Annotated in this window: 15 protein-coding genes; 12 read left to right on the plus strand and 3 right to left on the minus strand. The window is 42.0% G+C overall.

The window, feature by feature from the left end; all coding sequences use genetic code 11:
* Nucleotides 1-54 precede the first annotated feature (54 nt).
* From HUJ22_RS12390 to HUJ22_RS12430, 9 genes are all read left to right on the plus strand, one after another.
* The gene (locus HUJ22_RS12390; protein WP_290877987.1) at nt 55-1,050 is read left to right on the plus strand and encodes a glycoside hydrolase family 43 protein; all 996 of its coding nucleotides are present in this window, start codon (nt 55-57) and stop codon (nt 1,048-1,050) included.
* Between the two features lie 119 nt (nt 1,051-1,169).
* Nucleotides 1,170-2,237: a glycoside hydrolase family 43 protein gene (locus HUJ22_RS12395; protein ID WP_290877989.1), complete on the plus strand. Its 1,068-nt coding sequence runs from the start codon at nt 1,170-1,172 to the stop codon at nt 2,235-2,237.
* 3 nt (nt 2,238-2,240) lie between these two features.
* Complete coding sequence (locus tag HUJ22_RS12400; RefSeq protein ID WP_290877990.1) at nt 2,241-3,422, plus strand: sialidase family protein; 1,182 nt, start codon at nt 2,241-2,243, stop codon at nt 3,420-3,422.
* Nucleotides 3,423-3,439: 17 nt separating this feature from the next.
* Complete coding sequence (locus HUJ22_RS12405; RefSeq protein WP_290877991.1) at nt 3,440-5,014, plus strand: family 43 glycosylhydrolase; 1,575 nt, start codon at nt 3,440-3,442, stop codon at nt 5,012-5,014.
* Between the two features lie 11 nt (nt 5,015-5,025).
* Nucleotides 5,026-6,153 carry a hypothetical protein gene (locus tag HUJ22_RS12410; protein ID WP_290877992.1) on the plus strand — a complete coding sequence of 376 codons (1,128 nt, stop codon included), beginning with the start codon at nt 5,026-5,028 and terminating at the stop codon, nt 6,151-6,153.
* Between the two features lie 20 nt (nt 6,154-6,173).
* Nucleotides 6,174-7,322, plus strand: a complete 1,149-nt coding sequence (locus HUJ22_RS12415) for an aldose epimerase family protein (protein WP_290877994.1) — start codon at nt 6,174-6,176, stop codon at nt 7,320-7,322.
* Nucleotides 7,323-7,357: 35 nt separating this feature from the next.
* A complete protein-coding gene (locus HUJ22_RS12420; protein WP_290877996.1) occupies nt 7,358-9,469 on the plus strand; it encodes a glycoside hydrolase family 172 protein in 2,112 nt (703 codons plus the stop codon).
* Nucleotides 9,470-9,508: 39 nt separating this feature from the next.
* The gene (locus HUJ22_RS12425) at nt 9,509-10,669 is read left to right on the plus strand and encodes a galactokinase (protein WP_290877997.1); all 1,161 of its coding nucleotides are present in this window, start codon (nt 9,509-9,511) and stop codon (nt 10,667-10,669) included.
* 2 nt (nt 10,670-10,671) lie between these two features.
* Nucleotides 10,672-11,715: a UDP-glucose--hexose-1-phosphate uridylyltransferase gene (locus HUJ22_RS12430; RefSeq protein WP_290877998.1), complete on the plus strand. Its 1,044-nt coding sequence runs from the start codon at nt 10,672-10,674 to the stop codon at nt 11,713-11,715.
* 94 nt (nt 11,716-11,809) lie between these two features.
* Here HUJ22_RS12430 and HUJ22_RS12435 read toward each other — a convergent pair whose 3' ends face one another.
* Nucleotides 11,810-13,441 (minus strand): sodium/sugar symporter, encoded by a 1,632-nt coding sequence (locus HUJ22_RS12435; RefSeq protein WP_290878000.1) that lies wholly within the window; start codon nt 13,439-13,441, stop codon nt 11,810-11,812.
* Between the two features lie 263 nt (nt 13,442-13,704).
* Between HUJ22_RS12435 and HUJ22_RS12440 the strand changes: the two genes are divergently transcribed.
* The gene (locus tag HUJ22_RS12440) at nt 13,705-13,956 is read left to right on the plus strand and encodes a hypothetical protein (RefSeq protein ID WP_290878001.1); all 252 of its coding nucleotides are present in this window, start codon (nt 13,705-13,707) and stop codon (nt 13,954-13,956) included.
* 31 nt (nt 13,957-13,987) lie between these two features.
* Here HUJ22_RS12440 and HUJ22_RS12445 read toward each other — a convergent pair whose 3' ends face one another.
* The gene (locus tag HUJ22_RS12445) at nt 13,988-14,800 is read right to left on the minus strand and encodes a lysophospholipid acyltransferase family protein (RefSeq protein ID WP_290878003.1); all 813 of its coding nucleotides are present in this window, start codon (nt 14,798-14,800) and stop codon (nt 13,988-13,990) included.
* Between the two features lie 41 nt (nt 14,801-14,841).
* Here HUJ22_RS12445 and HUJ22_RS12450 point away from each other — a divergent pair, with 41 nt between their 5' ends.
* Nucleotides 14,842-15,801: an alpha/beta fold hydrolase gene (locus HUJ22_RS12450; protein ID WP_290878005.1), complete on the plus strand. Its 960-nt coding sequence runs from the start codon at nt 14,842-14,844 to the stop codon at nt 15,799-15,801.
* 126 nt (nt 15,802-15,927) lie between these two features.
* On the opposite strand, the gene HUJ22_RS12455 is transcribed toward HUJ22_RS12450, so the two are convergent.
* Complete coding sequence (locus HUJ22_RS12455) at nt 15,928-16,692, minus strand: DUF481 domain-containing protein (protein ID WP_290878007.1); 765 nt, start codon at nt 16,690-16,692, stop codon at nt 15,928-15,930.
* A gap of 164 nt (nt 16,693-16,856) precedes the next feature.
* Between HUJ22_RS12455 and HUJ22_RS12460 the strand changes: the two genes are divergently transcribed.
* Nucleotides 16,857-17,813 (plus strand): YpdA family putative bacillithiol disulfide reductase, encoded by a 957-nt coding sequence (locus HUJ22_RS12460; RefSeq protein WP_290878009.1) that lies wholly within the window; start codon nt 16,857-16,859, stop codon nt 17,811-17,813.
* Nucleotide 17,814 lies beyond the last annotated feature (1 nt).

Here is a 17,814-nt window from a genome sequence, read left to right on the forward strand (position 1 = left end):
GCTTGCAAAGCTGTTTTCTTGGCAGCTTGCAAGCAAATTTTATATCTCTGATCTATGCAGAAATTAATTATTACAGCAGTACTTATAGCCGGCTTAGTAGGCTGTGCATCACAAAATGATACCGAAAATTATTTTGGTGATGAGGCTCCGGAAACCAACATCTTTTTTGGAGATCCAAGTATTACATTAGCTGACGGAACTTATTACATGTATGGTACCGGACCGGACAGTGATACCGGAATCAAAGTATATAAATCCGAAGACCTTGAGAATTGGGTTGGCCCGGTAGGTCCTACGCAAGGATTCGCTTTACATGAAGACGATGTGTATGGCGATCATTTCTTTTGGGCGCCTGAAGTGTATGAGTTAGACGGTAAGTTTTACATGTTCTATAGTGTTCAGGAACACATGGCTGTTGCAGTAAGCGATACTCCGGAAGGGCCTTTTATACAAGAAGATCCGGGATACCTGGAAGAATTCAATGCCATAGATCATCATTTGTTTATAGATGATGACGGCAGCAAGTACTTATATTTTGCTAAATTTGAAGAAGGATTGGAAATATGGGTTGCCGAAATGGAAGACGACCTCTCAGGAATCAAAGAAGTAACGATGCAAAAAGGATTGTCACAATCTCAGAATTGGGAAAAGAGCACAAAAGAGCCGGTTGGCACGGTAAACGAAGGCCCCCATGTAATAAAACATGAAGGCATGTTTTACATGATCTATTCAGCAAATCATTATGCCAGCCCGGATTATGGTATTGGCCTTGCATATGCTAACGATCCACTTGGCCCCTGGACCAAAGATGAAAACAACCCCATTCTCCAAAATCCGGATAGTCTGGTAGGAACCGGGCACAGTGCATTTTTTAGAGATAAAGCCGATCAATTGCATATGGTATATCATGCACATAATTCAACGGAAGAAGTTCACCCAAGGAAGGCGTATTACAATCCGGTTACGTTCAAAGAAGTTGAAGGAGAAAACAGGTTTACACTGGAGGTGCAACAACCTCGCACAGAGGCAAAAGCGACTCCTTTAGAATAAAAAAAATCACTCATAGTAGCTTGCTGTATGTTCATATATAGCTTAACTCTCGAGTAGCAAATACCGGGCCGGGACTTTTAGATGGCAAGTCCCGGCATAGGTATTTAAAACATATTATTATGAAATCCCTTTTACTGCTTATTATTTTTTCTTTTTCATTTGTGGGATGCAGCTCCCAATCTGTAGACCCTCCAAAGGGGGAAGAAGAACCTTCATGTGTTTTCACTAATCCCGTGGCAGAGGGGGCGGATCCCTGGATCATCCGGAAGGACAAAGTGTATTACTCAGTTAAATCTGTCAGCGGAGGTATTCAGGTATCAAAATCGGAGCACTTAACCGAGGTTCTTAAATCACAACAACGAGCAGAAGTATGGCGTCAGCCTTCTCAAGGGTGGAATAGGCAGCATCTTTGGGCTCCTGAACTCCATTATGTGCAGGGTGAGTGGTTCATTTACTATACGGCAGGGGAATCAGGCCCGCCTTTTATTTCACAAAGATCCGGAGTATTGCGGGCAACATCCGGTGACCCGCTTGGTGATTATGAAGACATGGGTATGCTTTATACCGGGGATAATATTGAAACTCTGGAAAATGAAAAATGGGCTATCGACCTTACCGTTCTTGAGCATGCCGGTAATTTATATGCGATTTGGTCGGGCTGGGAAGAAAATGCTGAGACAGACCGTACTCCCCAACATTTATATATAGCTGAAATGGAAAACCCATGGACGATAAGCAGCAACCGGGTTAAAATTTCTTCACCTGAAGAACCATGGGAAACCGGAACTGAATTGGCAATCAATGAAGGTCCGGAGATCTTGAAAAATGGAGGCCAAACTTTTGTTATTTACTCTGCAAGTGAATCATGGTTGCCGGCGTATAACCTTGGACAACTTGAGCTGGTTGGCGATGACCCTATGGATCCGGCAAGCTGGGAGAAATCAGGATCCGTATTTAGTGGCAGCGGACAAGTATATGGAACCGGCCATGCCAGTTTCACAAAATCTCCCGATGGTTCAGAGAGCTGGATCGCATTTCATACTAAAATAGATGAAGAACCGGGCTGGGATCGTGTAGTATATCTGCAGTCTTTCAGCTGGAATGAAGATGGCTCTCCCGATTTTGGAACACCTGTACAACCCGGAAACGAACTGCAACGACCATCCGGCGAATGTGAAACGGAGTAGAGTATGAGAATTAAAGATGTGACACTATTACTAATTGCGGGTTTTTTAATTCAGGGATGTGCCAGTCCAAATTCAAACAACAGAAACTCTGAAAATAGAGACTCTATTGAAGTACCGCCAATAGCTTGGGATCGGAACACCCTTACGAAAGTGTATAATGGTCCTGCATTCTACCCGAGAATTACTCGCCTTCAAGATCAAACATTGATGGGAGTATTTGAAAGTCAGGGTGCTACTATGGTTACAAAAAGTGATAATGAAGGCAGTACGTGGTCGGAGCCGTTAGAAGTGGCAAGCTCAGAAAATGGAATAAATGCTGCAGTGCCGGAAGTGATCCAGCTCCAAAACGGTAATATTATTGTGGCCTATAACACCCGCCCCCCTCAAGATAATGATGACCCGGATCGAAGATTTGGGATCAAGATCAAGATAAGTGAAGATAATGGGGAAACCTGGAGTGAAGAAAAGAATATCTATGAAGGCGGATTTGAATGGAATCGTGGAGTTTGGGAACCGGCTATGATACAGTTTCCGGATGGAGAAATTAATTTGTTCTTTGCCAATGAACATCCCTACGAAAACAGCGAAGATCAGGAAATCAGCATGGTTCATTCCGAGGACAACGGAGAAACCTGGAGTGATCCCAAAACCATTAGTTACCGGGAAGGATTCAGAGATGGCATGCCGGTTCCGTTGATTCTCCAAGATGAAAAAGGAATTGCCGTAGCCATTGAAGACAACGGACTCTATGGGAACACCTTCAAGCCTGCTATTGTATGGACTTCCCTGGAAGAAAGATGGCCTGATGTGATAACGGGTGACTCACGCAACCGTTGGGGGGCTCTTTCAGAAGAACATGAGATTGGCGCGGATAAATATGGGGGTGCTCCTTATTTGCGTCAACTGCCAAGTGGGAAGACAGTGTTATCATTTCAGACCAATGAAGGTCGCTCCGGAGACTGGACCAATTCGACAATGGCCGTAACTTTGGGAGATGAGAAAGCAAAGAATTTTTCTGAAATATCTAAACCTTTTGATGTTCCGGAAGGCCGTTCAGCCATGTGGAGTTCAGTATTTATAAAGAACGATACGACCATAACCGCCGTAACTTCTACAAATGCATACAGCAACACTGGACAAAGTGAATTTTACATTATTGATGGCTATATAAGGCCAAAAAATTAACAATAGATTTAAAGTTTATGAGCAAACGATATGTATTCTTATTTGTGGCAATAATCTTCGGTACAATGCTTTGGAGTGGTTGCTCAGAGAATCAGACAAAGGAAGCTTCCTCTGAGATTCAGAACCCAATTTTACCCGGAGATCGACCTGACCCAACCGTTATTCAGATCGGAGATACCTATTGGGCATCAGCTACTTCAAACGAATGGTCTCCCCTATTTCCGATCTTTAAATCTACGGATCTGCAAAATTGGGAGTTAGTTTCCTATGTATTTCCTGAAGGCGCACCTGATTGGGCGAGAAATAATTTTTGGGCACCTGAACTTGCTTATGATGAAGAGCAAGGCAAAGTATATGCATATTACACTGCTCGAGATAAAGAATCGGATCGATTAAGTGTAGCCGTAGCAAGTGCCGACAGCCCTGAGGGCCCTTACACTGATCATGGAGCGTTAGTTGCTCAAGAGCTTGGGTCAATAGACGCATATGAAGTTCGTGATCTGGATGGAACACTTTATATGCTCTGGAAAGAAGACGGGAATAGCCGAGGAGAGCCCACCCCAATGTGGGCACAGCAAATAAATGAAGAACGAACAAAACTGCTTAGTGAAAAGATTGAATTATTCAGAAATGATGAGGAATGGGAAGCCCATTTAATTGAAGGAGTTAGTGTGTTCAGAGAAAACGATTACTTTTATGCAGTGTATTCTGCAGGCTCCTGCTGTGATGTTGCTTGTGATTACCGCACTGGTGTAGCCCGCGCTGAAAATTTATTGGGACCTTGGGAAAAATATGAAGGCAATCCTACTCTTACCAACAATGACGACTGGAAATGTACAGGTCACGGCTCCGTTGCCAAAAAAGACGGTGACTATTACTATCTGTATCATGCATACAGCAGGGATGGAAGCGTGTATGTAGGCCGTGAAGCAGTATTGGAAAAATTTGTGTGGACGGAAGACGGATGGCCAGTATTTGAGAACGATGCCGAATATAATCGTTCACGTGGGGCATGGGACTTTTCTGATAACTTTTCAGGAGATGAGCTAAATCTGCTTTGGCAATGGAGGGTAACGCAAGATATTGAGTTTGAAACCGGTAGTAACGGGCTAATAATTCATGCGTCTCGTGAAAATGAAGACCTTGGAACACTTTTGGTACAGCAAACTAGGTCGCCGGATTATGATATTTCTGCCGTAATTGATGTTTCTAACTCTGATGAAAATGCAAAAGGTGGAGTGGCTCTTGTTGGAGCTGCGAATAATGGGTTTGGCGCCCCGGTTGCAGCTATTGGAATTTCAGCCCAATCTGGTGAGGTTGAAGTTTGGGAAACTCGGAATCGTGAAACCACCATCATGGAAACAGCTTCACTGGATGGCTCTAGTGAAACAGTTGAGCTTAGTATGAGCGTTAAGGATGGTTATATGCTTACTTTTTCCATTACAAAAAGTGATGGAAAAGAAGTGGTAGCCGAAAACATAGACGCTTCCCATTTGGTGCCATGGGGAATGGGTTTCCGTTTTGGCCTGACTGCTAAAGGGGAAAATGGTGCCGTCATAAACTTTAAAGAATTTAATTCAATTAACTACTAATAGAATCAGCTATGAACAAACGAAATATAATTTTAGGACTTTTTATAGGGTTATTGGTCTCGTGTACAAATACAGCTCCTGATGCTAATAATGGTCGATGGTCGGAAGAAAAGGCTAATGAGTGGTATGAAGAAAAAGGTTGGCTGGTTGGTTCAAATTTTAATGCAAGTACAGCTATTAATCAGCTTGAAATGTGGCAGAAGGATGACTTTGATCCTGAAGTGATTGATCGGGAACTGGGTTGGGCGGCTGACCTTGGGTTTAATTCCATGCGTGTATACTTGCATGATTTGGTTTGGAAAGAAGATCCGGAAGGATTTATAGAACGGATCGAGCAATATCTGGATATTGCCGAAAGTCACAATATCGGAACCATGTTTGTATTGTTTGATGGAGTTTGGCATCCATATCCTGAATTGGGGGAACAACCAGAACCAACCCCGCATGTTCATAACTCAGGTTGGGTTCAAAGTCCTAGTGCTGATGTATTGGCAGATTCAACTCAATGGGATCATCTGGAAGATTATGTAAAAGGTGTGATCGGGCATTTTGCCAATGATGAACGCGTGGATGTTTGGGATATCTATAATGAACCAGATAACACCAATGACCGTGCTTACGGTGATATTGAACTCGAGGATAAAAAAGAGCGGGCCTTCGAACTGCTTAAAGCGTCATTTGAGTGGGCAAGAGAAGCGAATCCAAGTCAGCCAATTACATCAGGACTATGGTATGGCGATTGGTCTGAGCATGAAGAGATGAAAGAGATGGATCAGTTCATGGTAGAAAACTCTGATGTCATCACTTTCCATGCCTATGAAGGTCCGGAAGTAATGCAGGAACGCATTGACAATTTAAAGCGATACAACCGCCCGATGTTCTGTACAGAATATATGGCTCGCCCAAGAGGAAGCACCTTTGAAGCTGAGCTCCCGATCTTGAAAGAAGAGAATGTTGGAGCATATAACTGGGGATTTGTAGCAGGGAAATCACAAACTATTTACCCATGGAATTCCTGGGACAGTACTTACACAGCTGAGCCTGATGTGTGGTTCCATGACATACTCCGAAATAATGGTACTCCCTATGATGAGGAAGAAGTGGAGTTCATAAAAAGCATGACAAAAGGATCGAATTGATCACTAAAGGAAAGCCAACCATGAAAAAACAGTCCAACTTAAACCTATGCTTAATGGCCATAGCCCTGATGATATCCGGGTGTGGAAGTGAAAAATCAGAAACAAAAAATGTAGAAATACCCGTGAATCAAGCTGACTTTCAATCAATCATAGATGGTAAAAAAACCGACCTTTTTATCGTTGAAAGTGATAATGGAATAAAACTGGCTATTACAAATTTGGGAGGCCGTGTTGTAAGCTGGATGGTTCCCGGAAAAGATGGAGAATATGCTGACATTTCTATCGGTTTTGATAATGTGGAAGCCTATCTGGAAGCCAATGAACCTTATTATGGAGCGCTAATTGGTCGCGTAGGAAATCGGATTGCCGACGGGAAATTTTCTCTCGACGGTGAAACTTATACCCTGGAACAGAACAACGGGCCAAACAGCTTGCATGGAGGTCCGCAAGGATTTCATAACGTAGTTTGGGATGCCGAGCAGATTGACAATAAAAACCTGAAATTGAGCTACACCTCAGAAGATGGCGAAGAAGGATTTCCCGGCACTCTTGATGTTGAAGTAATGTATTCCCTTACGGATGAAAATGAACTTCGGATTGAGTACACTGCAACTACGGATAAGAAAACAGTGGTAAATCTTACTAATCATACCTTTTTCAACTTGAAAGGAGAAGCAGGGGGAACAATAAATGATCATCAGCTAATGATCAATGCAGACCGGTATACGCCGGTGGATGAAACCTTAATTCCATTTGGAGAAATCGCTTCGGTTGAAGGAACTCCGTTTGATTTTCGTGAGCTGACAGCGATCGGAGAACGTGTTGAATCAGATAATACTCAGTTGGAATATGGTATGGGTTACGACCATAATTTTGTTCTGAACAAAAATGAAGAATATCTGACATTAGCAGCAAAAGTACATGAGCCAAACTCAGGGAGAACTATGGAAATTTTAACAACCGAACCTGGAATTCAGTTTTATGGGGGAAATTTCATGGACGGAAGTGACACCGGTAAATTCGGAAAACCGCTTGAATTCAGAGAAGCATTCTGTCTGGAACCCCAGCACTTTCCGGATGCACCAAATCAGCCCAACTTTCCCTCTATCACATTGGAGCCGGGTGAGACCTATAACACTGTTTCAGTGTACAGGTTTAGTGTGGAATAGAATTTATAATCAGTAATCCCTGTGATCAGGTTTTTATGCGAATATGCAAAATGACAATAAGGTCTTTCGCTACTTTACTTACAGCGATTCTGTTTGTGCTACCAACCGGGGTTCAGGCTCAGCAAATATCATTGGAGTCATTGCTGAAGGAAATGGTGGACAGAGATCAAATTGCCAGATTTCCTGATCCTGAATACATAAATAAACAATTCAGCAGTTATGACCGTGCCTCTGAAGAGGCCGGTACTCAGGAATGGTTTGCTAACTGGGATCGCACCAACTTTCTAAGAGAAGAGAACAACTCAGGGCGTCGGGAATTTGTGCTTTATGATGCGGATGGCCCCGGTGTGATGGTTCGCTATTGGATGACCTTTGGTGGCCCCGGTGCGGGAGAAGGCATCCTTAGATTTTATATTGACGGATCTGAAAAACCGGTAATAGAAGGCAATGCCATGGAAGTATTGAGTGGCGGAATTATCACCGGAGCACCACTTTCCTCTTCCGTTTCTCCCCTGACTGATTATGGCCGCAGAGGGCATAATTTATATTTACCTATTCCCTACGCTGAAAATCTTAAGATCACTTACGAAAGTGAAAATGTTGCCGAGAATGGGGCCAAACATGGTTCTGAAGACGTGTACTACAATATTAACTATCGTTCTTATCCTCCCGAAGTTAATGTACATTCTTTTTCAACAGAGCAGCTGGAAGGGGCAGAACCTTTACTGGATGAAGTGCAGCAAAAACTGGCCGAAAAAGATAAAGAGCAAGAACTGGAAGAATTTGAGCTGGCTCATCTCCCATTATCCAGAACCCTGAAGCCGGGTGATAATTTTACTAAAGAAGTTGAAGGACCGGCAGCAATTCGCAAGGTCATGCTTCAACTTTTAGCGGATAATGTAAAACAGGCACTGCGGTCAACGGTAATGGAAATACGATTTGATGGCAACGAAACCTTTTGGGTACCGGTAGGCGATTTTTTTGGAACGGGGTATCAGATCAGAGAATCGAACACCTGGTATACCACCGTTACTTCTCATGGAATGATGAGTGCCTATTGGGTAATGCCGTTTCAGAGGAATGCAGAGATCACTTTTCATAACATGGGAGAACAAACCGTTCATCTTCAAAATGCAGTTGTAAGTTATTCTGACTGGAATTGGGATGAGCGAAGCATGTATTTCGGCTCAAGCTGGAAACAATATTCGAATCTATACACCGGAGAACAAAAAAACATGGAGGGTATAGGAGATCCATTTGATGTAAGCTTCACTCATCTTAAGGGGCAAGGTGTGTTTGTAGGAGATGTTCTGACCTTGTTCAACACCGCCTATGACTGGTGGGGCGAAGGAGACGAGAAGATCTATGTTGATGGGGAGGATTTCCCTTCTCATTTTGGAACAGGAACTGAAGATTATTACGGATATGCGTGGGTTCGTCCAGAGATCTTCAATAATCATCCATTTATCGCCCAGCCAGATGGAAGCGGAAACATCACGCCGGGTTATACTATAAATACTCGGTTCCGAGTATTGGATGCTATTCCCTTTAATAAAGAACTAAAGTTGGACATGGAGCTTTGGCATTGGACAAGTACTCTGATTGATTATGCTCCAGTCACCTATTTCTATCTTCGTCCGGCCGGGGATATACTGGTAAAGAATGATACTGCTAATGTAAAGCGTGAAGTTAATTTGAAACGGGAAGATGTATTTTCATCATGGATCGAACATAATAAAATTGATGGTCAAAACTTGATTGTTGATTTTTTTTCCGGTGGAAAAATGCGTTTCCAGTATTTATATGATGTCGGATTTACAGGCAATAAACATCTTTGGTGGCATGAGGCAAAACCGGGCGATAAACTTCATCTTCGGTTTAAATCAAAAGAAGATGGTACTTTTAAACTGATGGCAAACCTGACAAAAGCACCGGAATTCAGCACGGTCAGAATATGGGTAAATGGCAAAAGAGTGTCCAAAGATTTTAACGGTTATTCCGAATCTTTTAAAACTGAAAAAATAGAACTTGGGGAATTTGAATTAGAGAAAGGGGACAACTACTTAGAAGTAGAAATTCAAAAAAACAGTCCTGATTCTGAACAAGCTTTTTTTGGACTAGACTATATTGATTTCGAGAAAATTTAGGATTCATCAAGAGTAAGTGAAATAATTTTTAAAATTGAAATGACTGATTTATTACCAAAAATACGAAGGCTATTTCTCTCAAAATTTGATAAGGAGCCATTGATGGTGCAATCCCCGGGCCGGGTAAATTTGATCGGGGAGCATACAGACTATAATGACGGCTTTGTATTACCTGCGGCGATTGATAAAGTGATAGTGTTGGCCATGGCGGTAAATGATGCGGGAAAAGCGCGGGCATATTCTGTGGACATGAATGAATCGGTTGTAATGGATCTGGATGATCTCCATAAAAGTGATAAGCATTGGGCCAACTATGTTAAAGGCATTATTTCTGAGACTCAAAAAGAAGGAAAAAAACTAAAGGGATTTGATTTGGTTTTTGGAGGTGATATCCCAATCGGCGCGGGACTTTCATCCTCAGCAGCTTTGGAAGGTGGGCTGTTGGTCGGTTTAGACCGGTTATTTAAGCTTGGCTTTACCCGCAAAAAGATGGCGAGAATTGGCCAGCTAACCGAGCATAACCATGTGGGTGTTAACTGTGGAATTATGGATCAGTTTATAAACCTTCATGGCGAAGCTAACAAAGTGCTGAAATTGGACTGCCGGTCCCTGGAATATGATCTATACCCCTTTGAGCGGGATGATATTAAGATTGTACTTTGCAATTCAAAAGTGAGTCATAATCTTGCCGATTCTGAATACAATGTCCGAAGGGAGCAATGTGAATCCGGAGTTGAAGTACTTCAGAAATATGAGCCGAAGATAAAAAATCTGAGAGATGCAGATTTGGAATTACTGGAAGCACATCGGAATGAAATGGACGAAGTAGTTTATCGCCGATGTAAATATGTATTGGAAGAAAATCAGCGGGTACATGATGCCTGCAGGGATTTAGAAAAAGGGGATTTTAAGTCATTCGGAAACCGCATGTTTCAATCTCATCAGGGATTGAGTAAAGACTATGAAGTAAGCTGTAAAGAACTGGATGTGTTGGTTGAAATTGCGCAAGATCAACCCGGGCTTTTAGGTTCGAGAATGATGGGTGGTGGTTTTGGTGGATGTACAATCAACCTGGTTGAGGAAGCATTTGTAGAAGATTTTAAAGAAACGGTTTCCAGGGAATATAAATCCCGAACCGGCATTAAGGCAGAAATCTATATCACACAAATTAACGGCGGTACTGAAATAACAGAGGAGTAACTATGAAGTTAGATTTCACTAAGCATCCACACCGAAGATTAAATTTGTTAACAGGTGAATGGGTACAAGTATCGCCGCAGAGAACTCAACGTCCATGGCAGGGACAGGAAGAGGAAACTTCCGGTGATGGAAAACCGGAATATGATCCAAAGTGCTACCTGTGTCCCGGTAATGATCGTGCCGGAGACGCCTCTAATCCGGAATATACTTCTACATTTTCATTCGTAAACGATTTCAGTGCCCTCTTGCCGGATACCTCAAACGAGGAAATTAACGACAACGATCTTTTGATTTCCAAAGGAGAGCGTGGCATGTGCAAGGTAATCTGTTTTTCTCCCAGGCATGATTTAACCCTGCCCGAAATGGAAATTTCTCAGGTTGAAGATGTGGTGGATTTATGGGTAAAAGAATATCGTGAATTAGGTGCAAAACCTTTCATCAACTATGTTCAGATTTTTGAGAATAAAGGAGAGGTGATGGGATGCAGCAACCCACACCCGCACGGGCAAATTTGGGCTCAGGAAACTATTCCCGAAGAGCCTGCCAAAGAGCTCAAACAGTTTAAAAATTATTATGAGAAGCATACACACACGCTTTTATCCAATTACCTGAAACTGGAGCTGGAGCGAAAAGAACGACTGGTTGTGGAAAATGACCATTTTGCTGTGGTGGTTCCCTTTTGGGCATTCTGGCCTTTCGAGACCTTGGTAATCAGCAAACGACCATTTGCCCGTTTTACCGATATGAGTGAAGAAGAGAAAAAGGGACTTGCTGACATTGTTCAGAAAATCACGATTAAATACGATAATGTATTTAAAGTTTCATTCCCCTATTCTGCCGGATTCCATCCTGCCCCCACAGATGGAGAAGAACATCCCGAATGGCATTTTCACATGCACTTTTATCCGCCATTGTTACGATCGGCTACGATTAAAAAATTCAGGGTGGGCTACGAAATGCTGGCTAATTCTCAGCGTGATGTTACGGCTGAATACAGTGCCGGATTATTAAGAGAACTCTCCGAAGTACACTATAAGCATAAATAGAATCTATTTTCAGAGTTAAGTGACAGTAAGGGCGTGTTGCGATACGCCCTTATAGCCCCCTAATCCTGAATGAATACTAATGCTAAAACTCTTCTTACCAAAAAATGGCATAAAGCAGGGCGGTAATAATCAAAATGGCATAAGCGCCTATGTTAAAGGCCGGGCCGGTTTTGAACATGCTTGCCGTGGTATGAATGGCCTTGGGATCCTCATCTGCGGGGTTGGTTGTTAAACTTACTCCGGCAATAATTACGATTGTGAGAATTAGTGTGTAGTACATTTGATCAAGGAACGGAAGTTCAAGTGAGGGGACTTTCAACAAGAGAGCAATTACGATAGAAGAAAGTACGCCATAAATAGCTCCCTGTGTTGTGGTTTTCTTCCAGAATAATCCCATCATAAATACGGCGAGGATTCCCGGGCTTACCAGACCGGTATATTCCTGAATATACTGAAAAACCTGGGGTACGTTTTGAAGTTGTGGAGCTACAAGAACACAGGTAACCAGTGCAACAGCAGCCGTTATCCGACCCATGTTAACCGTTTGTTTGTCGGTGGCATTTTTGTTGATATAAGGCCGGTAAATATCCATGGTAAAAATGGTGGCAACGGAGTTCAACATAGAAGCCAATGATGAAACAATAGCAGCAGCCAGGGCAGCAACAACCAAGCCTTTAAAGCCGGGCGATAAAAACACTTTTATAAGCCATGGATACGCATTGTCATAGTTTACGCTTCCATCGGCTTTGGTAAAGACATCGAAAATACCGGGAATTTGGGCAGTACCCTCAGGTTGCATGTACAACACATAAACAATGATGCCTGGAATAACTACAATCAGCGGAATTAACAGCTTCAGAAAAGCAGCAAAAATGATTCCTTTCTGAGCTTCTTTTAATGATTTAGCAGCCAGTGTGCGTTGGATGATGTATTGGTTAAAGCCCCAATAATAGAGGTTGGCCACCCACATGCCCCCTATTAAAACGGCTATGCCGGGAAGGTTGGCATATTCAGGATTGGAGCGGTCCAGGATCATATGAAATTTCTCTCCGGCCACATCATATAAATGAGCAAACCCATTAAAGATACCTCCTTCCGGAGTGATATTATGAAGAGCTATAAATGTGGTTACAAACCCACCAAGAACAAGTAAACTAACCTGCAGTACATCGGTCCAGGCAACAGCTGAAAGCCCCCCGTACAATGAATAAGCTGCGGCAATGAGAGCCAGTCCGACAAGAGCATAAATCAACAAACTGCCATCTCCGGTTCCCATGATAGTATCCAGTGCTTTGGCTCCTAAAAAGATGACCGTGGTGAGGTTTACAAATACGAATAAACCAATCCAGAATATGGCGAGAATGGTTTTCAATGTGGTATTGAAACGGTGCTCAATGAACTCAGGAATAGTATAAAGTTTCTTTTCTATAAAAATCGGAAGCAGGTATTTACCCACTATAATGAGGGTGATGGCTGCCATCCACTCATAAGAGGCTATAGCCAGGCCAACCGCAAATCCGGATCCCGACATTCCGATAATTTGTTCGGCTGAAATGTTGGCAGCAATAAGTGATGCGCCGATAGCCCACCAAGGAAGTGATTTACCCGCTAAAAAATAATCTTCAGCATTTTTCTGATGTCCTTCTTTTTCCCGGGAAACCCAAAGTCCGATTCCAACGATCAATAGGCAATAAGCTGTGAATACTGCAATATCTATTCCAGTCATAACTGTATGTTGTTAAGTGAGTGATAAAACTCTCATAAGGTAAATTTCTATCAGGACATTTGCTGAAAATTGTTGGATTATTTTAGCATTTATAATGATTAAAAATTGCCCTTTTTAAGGAAGAGTATTATAAAATGAAAATGCAGAAATAGTATAAGATTTATTAAAATATCATATAAGACTGTAAAATATTTTAATAATGAATACATGTATAAAATCATTTATTATATTTATGTGTAAATATTATTATTAAATAAAGACCAATGGACATTAAGTTTGTAAAACGTTCGAATGTAAAGTCATCGAAAAAAAGAACGTCAAAATTTAAACCACTTCTTGAAGCAATTGAAAAGCTGAAGCCCGGTGGACAAGCGGTTGAAGTGAGCTATACGAACGAAAAAAATATTAACTCAATGCGTACGGCAGTTTATCAGTTTGGGAAACAAAATGATTTTAAAGTGAAAAGCCGAAGAGATGCAGACAACAAAAAAATATATTTTTACAGAGACAAGTAAGCATCAAGGCTTGATGTCTGAATTAGAATAATTACTCTTCGATTCCGGCCCATTTCAAATATTTTGATCTTACTTCGGTGATGTGCTCATCAATGGTTTCTTTTTGCCAATTTGAAGTGTCAATAGGTGGATGAATATGGGCATTGATGGTTCCACTTTTACTAAGAAGTGAGCTGCCTAAACTCAGTTCCTGATTCCCGTCAAAATAAATAGGGACGATAGGGAAACCCAGATCGATGGCCATATGAAATGCTCCTTTTTTAAACGGCCCGATAACACCGGGATGTTTTCGGGAGCCTTCGGGAGCTACCATAATGGAAAGCTTATCCCGTTTCAATCGGTCGTAAGTATTTCGAATTTTACGGACCGCTTTCTCAGTTTTTTGGCGCTGAATAAAAACTTGCCCGGTAAGTCTGCCTACAATAAAAAAGAGGGGGTTATATTGTAGTTCCCACTTGGCCACAAACCGAATATGTGGTAATCCCAATGCTATCATTGTTACCAAATCTAAAGTGGAACTGTGATTGATGGTATAAATGACGGGTGGTGCAATGGGCTCGCCGTGTTGGATTACATTGAATTTAATGCCCAGAGTCCATAAAACAGGATAGGCTATCAGTGGCCCGAAATTTTCAATAATGAAATTGGTAGCTTTCCCAAAAGTAAACAATAACAATAAAGCTATTACAGGGGTACAGATGGCAAACATCAGGAAGAACACCAAGATGGCCAATATGCTTCGAATGTATTCAATTGGAGTCAGAGTAGTTGCCATACGCAGATTGAATTTTGAATCCGAATATACCGGAAGCGAAGCTTGACTAAAAATGGTAAATGGAATCATACGTCAATTCTCCATAGTTTTGCCAGCTAATTGACGTATTTATGCAACAGAACAAGAATATCCAATCTGAAATTTTACTGGAACCTTTTGAGTCCGTTTGGTGGGCATGGAATGCGCATGTTCACACTATTGTAGCATCGCAATTTTCGAAGGTGGTGAAACCTGATCACAAGCGAATTGAGATATCAACACCGGATGCTGATTTTTTGGAAATTGATACTTGCATACTGGAAAATGAAAAGCCAATTGTTGCCTTGTTTCATGGCCTGGAAGGTTCTGCTGATCGCTATTACATAGGGAATTTGATGAGGGAATTGCAGGCCATTGGATTTTCGTCTGCGGCCTTAAATTTTCGGGGATGTGGGAGTAAGATGAATGAACAGCCCCGTTTTTATCATTCGGGGGAAACAGAAGACTACCGAACATTTTTTAATTGGATTTCAAAGGCTTATCCCAGTAAAAAAATCTATGCCATTGGCTTCTCGCTGGGTGCTAATGCGTTGGTAAAGTATTTGGGGGAAGAAGGGCATCAGAGTCAGGTGTGCCGTGCTGTAGCAGTATCTCCGCCGTATGATTTGAAAGCCGGCTCGCTGAAATTACAAGAAGGGTTTAACCGTATATATGAAATCAATTTTTTAAAAACGCTGGTAGAAAAATTGGAGCAAAAGCGCAGAAAGATTCCGGAAATGCCGGAATTTACCGGAAAAACGATTTATGAATTTGACGACCAGGTTACAGCGAAGCTTCATGGATTTGAAGGGGCTGATGACTACTATCATCAGTGTTCAAGCAAGCATTTTTATAAAGACGTAAAAACAGATTTATTGGTCGTTCATAGTAAAGAGGATACCTTGTGTCCTATTGAGTTTGCTCCTTTTAAAACAATTGAAAAAAATCGTTTTATACAAACCTGCTTTACTGAAGAAGGTGGGCACGTAGGGTTTCTAAGCTCAAACCCGGGCTGGCTTTTTCGTATAATTCTAAAGTGGCTGAATGCATAGATCTTCAATTACTGTTCCTAAATTGTAAATCAACAGCCCCAAAACACGGAGTGAATTCCTGGCTGGGACAAAGGGTAATTTGGTTAGCTGAATCCCACTGAAACCATGAATCTAACACCTAACACCTTAAAATTTCACTACCAATCCATTGCTCAGCTCATAGGTCCAGTGAGGGATATCGATGATAGGTTTTGCATCGTAGGATGCCACAAAGCTGATGGATATTGCTATTCGTTTACTTAGGTCCATCTTTAATTTTGATTCAAGGATGGAGCGGGCTTCAAAAAATTGGTCGGGTCTGGCTTGGTAATATCCCACCAGCAGGAAGGTAGCATCGCCGCTGATCTTACCGTTTAAGCGAAGATTACTCGTAGTTTTCAAAAACTCATTTTTGATGGCAGGCTGATCTGCAAGTTGCCATTCTTCAAATTCATACATGAGGCCTGTGGAAATACTCGCCTGCCAGTTATCCGTGCTGTAAAAGCGATACTTGACCCCTGCTCCTCCGAGTGCACGGTTATTCAATCCGAGATTATTATTGTATTGATATTGTAGAAAGATTTCCGGGGAGAGCCTTTCATTTTGCAGCAAGGTTGAGCGAAGATGGATATATCCACTGCTGATAAGTGATGTTCCATCCAGATTCACAAACTTTAGTTTATTGAGCAGCATGTAGGCATGGCTTTCCGTGAAGTAGGAAAGGTTGGATTCATTGGAGAATTCAAAAACCTGCTCATTATATTGGTTCAAAGAAAGGTCAAATTCCAGTTCTCCATGCCACCCGGCTGTGTTGGCATTGGCACGAACGCTTTCCACATTCAAAAGCTGGGCATGAACAGGTGCAGAAACAAGAAGAAATACGATTAGAACGGATGGAATAAATACACGCATGTAATGAATATTAAGCGGTGATTTTGATTTCGTTGAAAGGTACAATATCAAGAATTGTTCCCAAATCGTTCGATTCTGAATCATTCCATAAAAACACAAACGATTCGTATCTTCAGGCTGTTAATTCAATTCATTTACTCGAACTTATAACGACAGATATTCACATGGTTATCATTATTGGTGCAGGGCCCATTGGACTTGCAACCGGAATTGCCCTTCAAGAGAAAAACATCCCATTTAAAATTATCGAACGCGGTTGTTTGGTGAACTCGATCTACAACTATCCTACCAATATGACCTTTTTCTCTACCTCCGATAAACTCGAGATCGGAAATATTCCGTTTATCTCTCATGGCTCTAAGCCGACCCGAGCTGAGGCTCTTGAATATTACCGTCGGGTCGCCGAGCACTACAAGCTGCCGGTGCATCTCTATGAGAGGGTGGAATCTATGGAAGGAGAGGATGGTAATTTCACCGTAAAAACAGATAAGGATACCTATAAAGCCGATAAAGTGATCGTAGCGTCCGGCTTTTATGGAAAACCAAATATGATGGGTGTTCCCGGCGAGGACCTCCCAAAAGTGAAACACTATTATGATGAGCCTCACCCGTATGCATGGCAGAAAGTGCTGGTAATAGGCGGGGGAAATTCCGGGGTGGATGTAGCTCTCGAGTGTTGGCGCGGCGGAGCTGAGGTTACAATGATGCTGAAGTATGATACGATTAAACCCACTGTGAAATATTGGGTAAAGCCGGATATCGAAAATCGAATTAAGAATGGAGAAATACCTGCTTATTTTAATTCAGAAGTGAAGGAAATTCGAGAGAAAGAAGTGGTACTGAATACCCCTGATGGCGAAGTCATTCTTGAAAATGATTTTGTGCTGGCCATGACGGGTTATCATCCCAATTATGAGCTGATGGAGAACCTTGGAATTGAGCTTACCGAAGATGAAAAATGTATGCCGGTATATGACGAAGACAGCCTGGAAACCAAGCAGAAAGGGCTATATGTAGCCGGTGTTGTTTGTGGCGGAAAGGATACCAGCAGCCTGTTCATCGAAAACTCCAGGATCCATGCCCTGCAGATTGCTAACCATATTGAGAAGAGTCTGAAATAAA

Source organism: Gracilimonas sp. (assembly GCF_014762685.1).
In the GTDB taxonomy this organism is placed as follows: Bacteria; Bacteroidota; Rhodothermia; order Balneolales; family Balneolaceae; genus Gracilimonas.